Annotated in this window: 8 protein-coding genes; all 8 read left to right on the top strand. The window is 46.4% G+C overall.

What is annotated here, in order from left to right; all coding sequences use genetic code 11:
* Positions 1–29: 29 nt before the first annotated feature.
* Positions 30–1,946 carry a tyrosine decarboxylase gene (gene tdc / locus B9N86_RS25635; RefSeq protein WP_208915904.1) on the top strand — a complete coding sequence of 639 codons (1,917 nt, stop codon included), beginning with the start codon at positions 30–32 and terminating at the stop codon, positions 1,944–1,946.
* Between the two features lie 75 nt (positions 1,947–2,021).
* A complete protein-coding gene (gene pdxK / locus B9N86_RS25630) occupies positions 2,022–2,855 on the top strand; it encodes a pyridoxine/pyridoxal/pyridoxamine kinase (protein ID WP_244562850.1) in 834 nt (277 codons plus the stop codon).
* Between the two features lie 39 nt (positions 2,856–2,894).
* Complete coding sequence (nhaC, locus tag B9N86_RS25625; protein WP_208915902.1) at positions 2,895–4,268, top strand: Na+/H+ antiporter NhaC; 1,374 nt, start codon at positions 2,895–2,897, stop codon at positions 4,266–4,268.
* 175 nt (positions 4,269–4,443) lie between these two features.
* Complete coding sequence (locus B9N86_RS25620; RefSeq protein WP_208915901.1) at positions 4,444–4,755, top strand: YerC/YecD family TrpR-related protein; 312 nt, start codon at positions 4,444–4,446, stop codon at positions 4,753–4,755.
* A gap of 312 nt (positions 4,756–5,067) precedes the next feature.
* A complete protein-coding gene (locus B9N86_RS30505) occupies positions 5,068–5,286 on the top strand; it encodes a hypothetical protein (RefSeq protein ID WP_244562849.1) in 219 nt (72 codons plus the stop codon).
* Positions 5,249–9,379 carry a polysaccharide lyase family 8 super-sandwich domain-containing protein gene (locus B9N86_RS25615; RefSeq protein ID WP_244562848.1) on the top strand — a complete coding sequence of 1,377 codons (4,131 nt, stop codon included), beginning with the start codon at positions 5,249–5,251 and terminating at the stop codon, positions 9,377–9,379. Before B9N86_RS30505 ends, B9N86_RS25615 begins: the two co-directional genes overlap by 38 nt.
* Positions 9,380–9,487: 108 nt before the next feature.
* Positions 9,488–10,609, top strand: coding sequence for a glycoside hydrolase family 88 protein (locus B9N86_RS25610; RefSeq protein ID WP_208915899.1), 1,122 nt, complete (start codon positions 9,488–9,490; stop codon positions 10,607–10,609).
* Positions 10,599–12,761, top strand: coding sequence for an alginate lyase family protein (locus tag B9N86_RS25605; RefSeq protein ID WP_208915898.1), 2,163 nt, complete (start codon positions 10,599–10,601; stop codon positions 12,759–12,761). Before B9N86_RS25610 ends, B9N86_RS25605 begins: the two co-directional genes overlap by 11 nt.
* The last annotated feature ends 22 nt before the right edge of the window (positions 12,762–12,783 follow it).

Here is a 12,783-nt window from a genome sequence, read left to right as displayed (position 1 = left end):
ATCATTCAATTTATTAGGAGGACTAAAACATGAATTATCAAATTCCAGAAATTGACCTGAAAGCTTTATTCCTTGGACATAAAGGGGAAAACGTGGATATTTTCAAAGAAGTGCTGCTTAAAATGGTGGACGAGCATGTTGGCTGGCGTCAAAATTACCAGCCGCAGGATCTGCCTGTAATCACTCCATTTGATAAGAGCTCAAAAAGCTTTCAGGATACTACAGACCATATGCGTAGTGTTTTCAATGAATTATCCTCCAAGCTTCGTTCAGAGTCGCTGCCATGGCATACTGCTGGCCGCTTCTGGGGCCATATGAACTCCGAAACTCTGATGCCAGCTATTATTGCTTACTCCACAGCTATGCTCTGGAACGGCAACAACGTGGCTTATGAATCCTCTCCGGGAACATCGCAAATGGAAGAGGAAGTCGGACACCAGCTGTGCAAAATGATGAGCTACAAAGCAGGCGAGAGCTGGGGCCACATTTGTGCCGACGGTTCGATCGCAAACTTTGAGGGACTCTGGTATGCCCGTAACATGAAATCTTTGCCGCTTGCTATTAAAGAAGTAGCGCCAGAATATGTTGAAGGCAAATCCGAGTGGGAACTTCTTAATATGTCCACAGATGAAATTCTTGATATTATGGACAAGCTTCCTGAAAAGATGGATGAAATTAAAGCAAAATCTGCTCGCAGCGGCCGTCATCTTACGAAATTGGGCAAATGGCTCATTCCGCAAACGAAACACTATTCCTGGCTGAAAGCTGGCGACATTCTGGGCGTTGGTCTGGATGCTGTTGAAGCAATCGATGTAGATAGCACTTATCACATGGATATCGAGAAGCTGGAAATTAGAATTCGTGAGCTTGCAGCACAAAATATTCCAATTCTTGGCGTAGTAGGTGTTGTTGGTAGTACTGAAGAAGGTCAAATCGACCATATCCACAAAATGGTTGCTTTGCGCGAGAAATTGATGAAGGAAGGCATTTACTTCTATATTCACGTCGATGCAGCTTACGGCGGTTATGCTCGTGCTATCTTCCTTGATGAAAATGACAACTTCATTGACTACGACAAAATTGACGAAGTGTATGCAAGAAACAATGTCTTTAAGGATATGAAGCTGAAAGACGAATGGCTTACTGATGATGTATACAATGCATTCAAAGCTATGAGCCAAGTTGAATCGGTCACGATTGACCCGCACAAAATGGGATACATTCCTTATTCTGCTGGTGCCATTGCGATCAAAGATATCAGAATGCGCGACGCGATCTCATACTTCGCAACTTATGTATTTGAAAAAGGTGCAGACATTCCTGCATTGCTCGGCGCTTATATCATGGAAGGTTCCAAAGCAGGCGCTACTGCAGCTGCTGTATGGACTGCTCACAAAGTATTGCCGCTTAACATCACTGGTTACGGCAAACTGATGGGAGCTAGCATCGAGGGTGCATTCCGCTTCTACAACTTCCTGAAGAACAAGAAATTCCATGTGAATGGCAAAGTCATTACCGCATATCCATTGACCAGACCAGACTTCAACATGGTTGACTATGTCTTCAATGAAGAAGGAAACACGGATCTGGAGAAAATGAACAAACTTAACCATGACTTCTTCGACTATTCATCTTATGTAAAAGGCGACTTGTACAGCAATGAATTCTTTACTTCTCACACGGATTTTGCTGTTCCGGACTATGGCAACAGCCCGCTGGAATATGTACAAAGCCTTGGTTTCACTAAAGGAGAATGGGATCGTGTCGAAAAAGTAACTATCTTACGTGCTTGTGCTCTGTCTCCATATGCTCATGATCCAGAAGTATTTGAAGATTATGCAGCTAAAATCGAGAAAGCTATGCAAGAAAATCTCGAGAAAGTCTATACGTATGAGAATGTTATGCAAGATAATCTCGACAAGATCTTAACGTATCAAATGAACTAATAACAACATCACTAAATGGGATGCGTAACAGTATGCTGTTACGCATTCCTACTTATTCCCAAGGAGTGTCGAAAATTGCAAAATACTGCGATTAAAAAGGTGTTGACCGTTGCTGGATCCGATTCAAGCGGTGGAGCCGGATTGCAAGCAGATCTTAAGACTTTTCAGGAATATGGAACATTTGGTTTTACTGCAATAACTTCCATTGTAACCATGGACCCGGACCAGGGCTGGAATCATGCCGTTCATCCGGTAAATTCCGAGTTGGTTAGACAACAATTGAAAACAATTCTATCCGGCGGTCCACTGGATGCAATGAAGACCGGCATGCTGGGCTCAACGGAGATTATTGAAATTTTAAGCGAAATGATCGATGAACACGATATTCACAATGTTGTTATCGATCCTGTTATGGTGTGCAAAGGGGAAGATGAAGTGCTCCAACCTGAAAATGGACAAGCCATTCGTGAGCTTCTTCTGCCTCGGGCTACCATTGTAACGCCAAATTTATTTGAAGCAGGGCAATTGGCGGGAATGCGATGCCTAAGCACTGTAGAAGAAATGAAAGAAGCCGCCCGGATCATACATGAACTTGGTGCAAAACATGTAGTTATCAAAGGCGGGAAGTCAGTTAAAGGTGATAAAGCTATTGATCTGCTATTCGATGGTAGTGAGTTTACTCTCTTCGAAAGTGTCAAACTGGAGACGAGTCATAACCATGGAGCAGGTTGTACTTTTGCCGCTGCGATTACAGCCGGACTTGCAAAAGGAATGCCTGTAAGAGATGCCGTTGCAAAAGCGAAGTTGTTTGCTACCGAAGGGATTAAAAACGGATTTGCTTTTAACTCTTTTGTAGGGCCTGTATGGCACGGTGCTTACAATAAGGCCGAACAACGCATGAACTCGTAACAGCATGTTTTGACCTATTACAGATAAGGAGTTCAGCTTATGAAAAAAGAAGAGGTAACGTTAAAAGAAAGCCTATTTCTTTTAGTTGTGCTACTAGCAATTATCGGAGTTTGTATTATTGCATTGGGTATGGATCCTCAAATCCCCATTCTAATCTCCCTTGGGGCCATTATTATCTTCGCTAAAATCAAGGGCTTTTCCTGGGATCGTGTTCACAATGGCATACAAAATGGTATTACCCCTGGATTAATACCGATCCTAATATTTATGCTAATTGGCGCTCTGGTCAGCGTTTGGATTGCGGCTGGAACCATTCCAACCATCATGGTGTATGGATTTGGAATATTGTCCGCAAAATTCTTTTTACCTTCCGTATTTATTATTTGCGCTCTTGTAGGGGTCACTGTAGGCAGTTCCTTCACAACGATCTCTACTGTCGGCATTGCTTTTTTCGGCATGGGACAGATCATGGGATACAGTCCAGCTATTACAACAGGCGCCATCATTTCCGGTGCGTTTCTGGGAAACAATATCTCTCCGTTGTCGGACACAACCAATTTGGCATCAGCCATAGCTGAGGTCGATTTATTTGAACACATCCGCTACATCTTGCGGGTCGTTATTCCAGCCTCTTTAATTTCGCTTCTGTTTTTTATGGTGGTGGGACATTCCAAGGTCTTGTCGTCAGGAGAAGAGATCAATGAGCTGGTGAATACATTGAATTCTTCCTTCACCATTTCTGCAGTGACACTAATTCCGGTGCTGGTGCTTTTCCTATGTGCTTGGCGAAAAGTTCCCGCTATACCGACCTTGTTGTCATGCATTGCTTGTACGATCATCATTCTCTTTATTTATCATCCTCAAACCAGTTTCCTCGATATATCCAAGCTGATGCAAGACGGTTATGTGTCCAGCACTGGCGTGGAAAGTGTGGACAAGCTACTCTCTCGCGGCGGTATTCAAAGCATGATGTGGTCTGTATCTCTAATACTGCTCGCACTGGCGCTAGGCGGATTGCTTGTAGAATTGAAAATCATCAGTACTTTAATTTCTCGAATTTCCGATTTTGTTAGTACCAAAGGCAAACTCATACTTATGACAGCTATCAGTTCAATGGGAATTAACCTTCTTCTCGGGGAACAATATTTGTCCATAATTTTACCCGGTGAAGCGTTTAAGCCTCAATTTGATGAGATTCATCTTCCTCGCAAAGAAATGTCGAGGATTTTGGCTAATGCAGGTGCTGCCTTTAATGCTCTTATTCCTTGGGGTGTCAGCGGTGTGTTCATAACCGGAACCTTAGGGGTTTCCACACTTGAGTATTTGCCATTCGCGATCTTCTGTATTATTGCTCCGGCCCTTAACATTTTGTACGGATTTATGAGATCGAACAAGGCTTCACAAGCAAGTTAAAACTTCAGATCCGACACAGAAATAACTTGTAAAATGCCAGCTACTTTTCTGTGTCGGATTAATTTGGTTTTACAATGCAAGTGGTATACTATAAAATAGTATGCCTAGGAAGAAAAAATACATAAGAAAACTCTTCATGCAACAAAATGCAGTCATCACTGAAGGAGGTTAACATATGTTGGTTGAAGAACTTCAAGGAAAAGCGTTGGATGATTTTTTTCAGGGTATTTTATCACTGGAAACAATGGAAGAATGCTATGCTTTCTTTGATGATCTGTGTACAGTTAATGAAATTAAAACTTTGATGCAACGATTCCAAGTAGCAAAAATGTTATATAATCACAAAACATATTGTGAAATCGAGGAGGAAGCTAACGCCAGCACAGCTACCATCTCACGCGTAAAACGTTCGTTACATCATGGAAATCACAGTTATGAGGTTATTTTTAAACGCATGCAAGATCAAGCAGGTGCTGAATCAGAATAATTGCCCTAGTAAGCGCAGAAGGGTTATTCCAACTTAATGCACTCTTCTTTCGAGTGACCAACTCTTGTCTCTTTATGAGATTATAATCCCTATGAGATACAGGATTATGTTTTGGTTACTATAAAGGGAAAGTGCATTTTTATATGTTTACAAGCTGTCTTTCGACCCACATTGGCGTGGAACGAAAGACAGCTTTATTTTTGTGAGTTTGTGTTTTCAGTCTCCCCTGAAGGGAATTCTCGGCCTTGAATGTGAATGATGAAGTTCTGGCAATGAACGGGCTGCAATAAATTAAGTCAAAATCGTTCGTCTATGAGTCAAAAAATGACATGCAACAGAGATGCATTTCAATGTATTTTCAAGGGGATGTCAGTCATCAGCAGTAGAGGAGGAACCAGACTTGAAAGCGTATACAAGGAAGGTATCGTTATTACTGGTCGTCTGTATGACGTTCCAAATGGTTTTATCGTTTCAACCAGGGGGGATAAACAGGGTGGAAGCAAGCATTTCTGGAATGAACCTGGTGCCTAACGGGGATTTCGAGGTAGTAGTCTATCCTGGTGATGTCGGCTGGATCGATCGCAAGCAAGCTCAGGGCTGGGGAGTTTGGCAGGCTAGCGGGTCGGGAAAGGTATCTGTTAATGAAGCGGTTTATACTTCCAGCACCAAGTCAGTACAAGTGGAGCATGATGTTTCTTCACGGACAGGCCTTTCCGGAAATGTAAAAATAAGCACCGGCACAACCTTTAAGCTCAGCGCCCAGATTAAAACAGACAACGTTGTTTCAAACGGCGGCGCTTTTGTCAGAACGCAGTACTATAAGAGCATCAACGGGGTGGACGGGGCAACATCCAACGTCAAATTGGGTGACGGACCTGTACTCGCCAAGTTAACCGGAACCAATGATTGGACATTACGGGAAGCGATATTCACCGTACCGGCAGGCACGAAATATGTAAGGGCGGAGCCTTTTTTCGATACGGGAACAGGAACAGCCTGGTTTGACGACATTAGCATTCACGAATGGAACGGCATCAACGGACTGAAGCTCGAACCCGCAGCCGTCACTTTAAATCAAGGGCAAACGTTCACTTTTACTCCGGTCTTTTCACCTGCAGGGGCATCTGAGGAATTAATATGGTCTTCATCCAGTCCAGAGACTGTTTCAGTATACGACGACGGTACGGTTACAGCCCATGAAATTGGGAGCGTCACGATTACTGCAGCCACAAGGGATGGCTTGATTCGGGGACAATCCACCGTTATGGTCGAATCGGCTGCCATGCAAGCGGCATATGACGAGTTAAGACAGAAATGGCGCAACAAATTGCTGGGCGGAGATCAAATGGATTTGAATGATCCTGATATTTCGGCTTATATGACTTCACTCAATGAACGGATCTCCAACGCCTCCGGTACGGGGATATGGGATCTCATGAATAAAGCGTCAAGCCCCGACTATTTGTGGCCGGAACTTGGAAATAAGGCCAATACCAACTCCGCCAATATGACCAAAGGGTTTACGAATATCAGTGATATGGCGGTTGCCTATTCAACCGAGGGAGCTGCTGTATACGGGAATGCGCAGCTGCGTGACGATATTATTAGAGCGCTGGAATGGATGTATACGAACCAGTACAACGAAGGAAAATCCATGCCTTCAGGAGCAAACTGGTGGGATTGGGAAATCGGTACTCCACAAGTCCTGATGAATATTGTTGTTTTGATGTACAACGAGTTGAGTCAAACACAGATTGATAACTACATAAAAGTTATGGACAGATATGTTCCGGATCCAACTAGAAGAGTACAGAACGTAAACGTTACTGAAACCGGAGCCAACCTGTTGGACAAAGCCCTGGCTGTTGTTCTCCGCGGAGTCGTAGGAAAAAACAGCTCGAAAATCGAGCAAGCCAGAAATTCCATGGCTAGAGAATTTCTTTATGTTCAGAGCGGGGATGGCATCTATGAGGATGGATCGTTAATCCAGCATACCAATATTGCTTATACAGGGGCATATGGAACGGTGCTCGTGGGACGAATTGCTGATCTTTTGTACCTTTTTACCTCATCGCCATGGGAAGTTACGGATCCGAATGTAAATAACGTGTATAAATGGGTCGAGGATTCGTTTGAACCCCTAGTTTACAAGGGAGCTATGATGGACGCTGTAAAAGGGCGCAGTATTTCTCGGGAGAAGGACTCGGATCATTTAACGGGCAGATCCGTTATCCGAACGTTGGCACGATTAGCCGGCGGTGCGCCAGCTGAGCAATCTGCAACAATAAAAAGCATGATTAAAGAATGGGTTCAGTCAGATACTACGTTCCCGAACTATTATGAGGGGATGCCTATTTATGAAATGAACCTGATTAAAGGCATTGTAAATGATTCCTCTGTTTTGCCGAGAGGGGAATTAATCAAGCATCAGAACTTTGCTGCCATGGACCGGGTTGTCCATCTCCGTCCCGATTACGGGTTCGTGATCAGTATGTTCTCCGATCGTATCTCTGCTTTTGAATTCGGCAACGATGAGAACATCAAAGGCTGGTACACAGGAATGGGTATGACCAACCTGTATAATGAAGATTTGAAACAATTCAGTAACCAGTATTGGCCGACTGTAAACATGCATCGCCTGGCGGGAACGACAACGGACGGATACTTCCCGGCTCCGAAGGCATGGGCGTCATACTATAACCCAAAAGCCTGGGTTGGCGGCTCGTCTATAGATAACCTGTATGGTTCGGCAGGAATGGACTTTTCTCTGGAATTAAGCACAGGGAGCAAACTGCGGGGCAAAAAATCCTGGTTTATGTTTGATGATGAAATCGTCGCGCTAGGCTCAGGCATCACAAGTCCTGAAGCCCGTGTCGTGGAAACGATCGTGGAAAACCGCCAAGTGTCAGAATCGGGCGAAAATGCTTTAACTGTAAATGGCGTGCTACAACCCGTGAATCTTGGCTGGAACGAAACGATGAAGGATGTACAATGGGCTCATCTTGCCGGACATGTTCCCGGCTCGGATATCGGTTATTATTTCCCGAACAGTCCTGAGCTTCGGGGGTTAAGAGAAGCAAGGAAAGGGGCATGGAAGGACATCAATACAGGCGGTTCGGCAGATCTAATCACCAAAAATTATGTCAGTCTGTCCTTTGATCATGGGAAGATGCCGCAGGATGCATCGTATTCCTACGTGCTATTACCAAACAAAGATGCGGCGGCAACGGAACAATACAGCCAAAACCCGGATATTGAAGTGATCAGCCAGAACAATCAGGTTCACGCTGTTAAGGAGAGCAAGCTCGGATGGTATGGCTTTAACTTCTGGGAAGCAGCCACTTCCGCCTTTTTACGCACTTACAGTCCGGCTTCTGTTCAGGTGCATGAACAGGGCGACCAGCTGACGGTAGCGGTAGCGGATCCTACCCAAAAGCAAAGCAGGATTGTCGTCGAACTTCTGGATAAAGTTGATGTACAGGAGCTGGAAAAAGATTCTGCTATTCGTGTGATCGAGACTTCACCTTATCTGAAGTTGGAAATTGACACGACAGGTGCCCGAGGAAAAAGCCATGTGGCAACCTTTCGGATCGTCCCGCCTGCTGCCGGAATTCAGCTTGATAAACAGGCTGTTACGTTGAATGTGGGGGACTCCGTAAGTCTTACAGCGGCAACCGTTCCGTCTAATGCGGCCAGTCTTGACCTTCACTGGAGCGTGGACTCCGGCGATATTGTCAAATTGGAACAAGATGGAGAAACTACAGTGGTAACTGGGCTTAAAGCGGGAACAGCAACCATTACCGTTGCATCCGTTAATGGAGCGTTTACTGCAACTTGCGTGGTAACTGTGACGGAGAAGAGTCCAGGCAATCCACCAGATGGAGGGAACATCGGAAGTCCACCAGATGAAGGGAATGCCGGAAATTCATCAGGTGAAGATATTACAACAGGCAGTTCTTCGAATGGAGGCAGCACGGACAAGCCATCGAAGGGGGAACAGGGAGGCAAGCCAACGGAAGGCTCCGAAAGCCATGCCGATGGAGATACGGGCCAACCTACTTCGAAACCAGGTTCGAGCGATAAAAACATCGTAATATCAGACATGAAAGGACACTGGGCAGAAGACAAGATTAAGGTTGCCATGGATCAAGGTCTCGTCACCGGTTACCCAGATGGTACTTTTAAGCCCGATAAACCTGTTACGCGCGCAGAATTTGTTGTATTGCTGGCAAGAGGATTAGGTTTAGAGGGGGAATCGGGAATTTCCTTTGCCGATGAACGGCTTATTCCGAACTGGGCGAAATCTTATGTGGCTGCAGGAATCTCATATGGCTTTATTTCCGGTTATGCTGACAACACTTTCCGTGCCTCCAAAACAATGACCAGAACAGAACTGGCAATGATGGCCGCGAAGGCGCTTCAACTAAAAGAAAGCTCGCCGGATTCCTTAACTTTTGCTGATGTTGATGACATTCCGAACTGGGCCAAGGGCTTTATTGCCTCCGCTGTAAAAGCAGGTATCATCGAAGGGCGTAATAAAAACCGGTTTGCTCCGGATGTACAAGCCACCCGTGCCGAGGCTGTCGTCATTATGACGCGGATCCTTGAGCAAAAATCGAAATAACGAAAGTCAAAATAATGCACATCAAGGCAAAAATCCCCCCTATTAGAATCTGACAGCTCTCCTTATCATGTATCGTAAGAAGACTGATACGAAGGGGGTAAAGATTTCATGTGGAACAAGGCGATAGAAGATGCAGTAGATAAAATCCGGACCAACATCAATCGATTTGGTACAAGGTTCCCTCACGTAAGTGAGGACGGAGCTTATCTGATGAATGATAACGACGATTGGACGAACGGATTTTGGAGTGGCATGCTGTGGCTGTGCTATGAATATACGGGGGATGAGGAATTCCGCCTGGCGGCATCCCGGACGGTGGAAGACTTTCGCCGTCGTTTTGAGAAAAAAACGGTGCTTGATCACCATGATATCGGATTTTTATATTCATTGTCCTCTAAAGCACAGTGGATTGTTGACAAGGATGAAAGTGGCCGTCAGTTGACGCTGCAGGCCGCTGATCATCTGCTGAAACGCTGGCGTCCGGAAGGGGGCTACATCCAGGCATGGGGACCGGAGGGAGATGAGAAGGAAGGCGGGCGTATTATTATCGACTGCCTGATGAATCTGCCGCTCCTGTTCTGGGCGGGTCAACAGACCGGCGATCCCGAATATTATCAGATTGCGGCCATGCAGGCCGATAAATCGAGACGTTATCTCGTACGTGGAGATGACAGCTCATATCATACGTTCTTCTTCGATCCGAAAACCGGCGAGCCGATTGGAGGCGCTACACACCAAGGATATACGAATGGATCGACCTGGACACGCGGACAGGCCTGGGGGGTTTACGGTTTTGCACTAGCTTACCGCTATACCCAGAATCCTGTATATTTGGAAACGTCCAAACGGATGGCACGGTATTTTCTGGAGCGTTTGCCTGAAGATTACGTAGCTTACTGGGATTTTAATGCTCCGGTAACTGACGGAACGAGCCGTGATAGTTCGGCCTCCGCCATTGTCGCTGCCGGACTGCAGGAATTGATCGGACATATGGATAAGGATGATCAGGAGCGGACCTATTTTGAGCAGGGGGTCATGAAGTCGATGACTTCACTGGTACAAAATTATTCCACGATCAGCGAAAACACTGAAGGTCTGCTTAAACACGGCTCTTACCATGTCCGCGGAGGACTGTCCCCCGATGATTACATGATCTGGGGAGATTATTTCTATCTCGAAGCCTTGATTCGACTGGAGAATGGTGGAAGAGGGTATTGGTATGAACGCTGATGGCATCCAAGCGGCTCCTTATGCCGTCTTTACGCTCCTTGACCTGACAGAGCCTGCCTTGGCACCGGTTAGGAAGGCAGTCTGCGAAAACCGATACGAAGAAGCACTGATTGAGCTACATCAGCATTTCATCCAACGTGGAACACCCGGCTGGGCGCTAGGGGAGGAGGAGAAGGGTCAGATCGCCGACTATGTGAAGCATAACTGCGGAAGCGACCTGGAAACAGTGATGAAGACGGCGGATGAGGTCGTGCGGCAAACGTTTCTTTTCCGTTTTCCATGGGATATGGAACGGAGCCGCATCCCGGTTACATTTGAGGGGGAGATCGATTGGGGTTTTATTCCCGATCATGATGTTGAATGGGCTTACATGCTGAATCGCCACCGCTACTGGCAAGCTTTGGGTCAGGCATTCGCGCTGACAGGAGATGAAAAGTATGCGGCAGCCCTTTGCCGCCAGCTTGAAGACTGGATTGATCGAAATCCTGTCCCTGAAAGACCTGTGAACGATAACCTGACATGGCGCACGATTGAAGCAGGGCTTCGCTGTGCTAACTGGATCAAGGCGCTTCGTTATGTAAAAGACAGTCCGCTGCTGACTCCGCTGCTCCTTGCCAAAGTGTTGATATCCTTGCATGAACATGCTCATTATTTAGCCTCATCGTTTACTAGCTGGAAGAAAATCAGCAATTGGGGGGTTCTGGAAACCTGCGGCCTGTACCATGTGGCGATGTTCATTCCCGAATTCACTCTTGCGGATGACTGGAAGCGTTTGTGTGAGCAAAGACTCAAGGAGACAGCACGGATACAGATTATGGCGGACGGTATCCATTGGGAACAGTCGCCAACTTACCATCATGAGGTTCTAGCTTGTTATCTCGATTGTATTTACGCGGCACGTATAAATGGGATTGAGCTTGATGATGACTTTAGGCGCACGGTTCATCAAATGGCTAACGCCTCCCTTTATTGGGCGAAGCCAAATCACAGGCAGCCTCTCCTTGGCGACAGTGACGACAGCGATATCTGTTCTCTTCTCACCTATGCGGCTTGGTTGTTTCAGGATAGCATACTGCGTTTTGGCGGACATCAGCAGATGGACTACGACAATGCCTGGTTGTTCGGGGTGGAGGGGGTCCGAAACTACGACCGGCTGCGTGCGGTGTTGCCGGCTAATCTCTCCTATCCCTTTGCACATTCCGGCCATTACGTGATGCGTACGGGCTGGAAACCGCGGGACTTGTACTTATATTTTCACTGCGGTCCTCTCGGGGGCGGTCATGGGCATGCCGATCTTTTACATTTTGACCTGCATGCCTATGGCAGGGATTTGCTAACCGATCTCGGCAGATACAATTACAGCGATCACACTCCGCTCAGAAAAGCGTTAAAAGAGAGTGCTTCCCATAATACGACTATAGTTGACGGCATCGGATTTACGGAGATTGTAAGCACATGGGACTTCGGCCGGATAGCGAAGCCTTCGGGATGCAGATGGATCAGCAAGCCTGGCTATGACTATGTTGAAGGCGGTCATGACGGATACCTTCATTTGGACGACCCGGTGTACCCGCTCAGGAGAATCATCTTTATCAAACCGTATTACTGGCTATTGGTTGACAGCTTTACTTGCAAGGAATCGCATACCTTCACCCAGCAGTTTCATTTTGCTCCGGGAGAAGTCGAGCTGGATGCAGACTCGCTCATTGGCCGCACGCTAAATGGACGAGAGGCCAATCTATGTATTATTCCGGTTGACCGTGAAGGGTTAGAGGGCAGCATTAACGAAGGGGTTATTTCCCGCGAATATAATCTGATAGAGCCCAATCAATATGCGGTGTACTCCCGAACGGGAAAAGGAACCATATCCATCATGCAGGTGCTGTACCCGCAACGACCCGGGGAGACGGCTTGTCCCGTGGTTGAGAAGGTACCGGTTTTCCGCCATACGGGCGAACAGGTGGACGATGCTCAGGCGACAGCGTGCAAAATTGTTATGCCGGGAACGGACGAGGAGCACACTCTCGTGATCAGCCACAAAGTGCCGTCCGGCCATTTTGATTCCTATATAGTGGAAGGCGTTCAAATCTTTGGCGGAGTCGTTCTGATTACCGGCACAAAATGCAAAAAAGAAGTTGATGTCATCATTTAATGCATGAATATTGGACGACGGG

The sequence above is a fragment of the Paenibacillus uliginis N3/975 genome, from assembly GCF_900177425.1.
GTDB classification, from domain to species: domain Bacteria; phylum Bacillota; class Bacilli; order Paenibacillales; family Paenibacillaceae; genus Paenibacillus_AQ; species Paenibacillus_AQ uliginis.
This window is presented reverse-complemented; position numbering and strand designations above follow the sequence as displayed.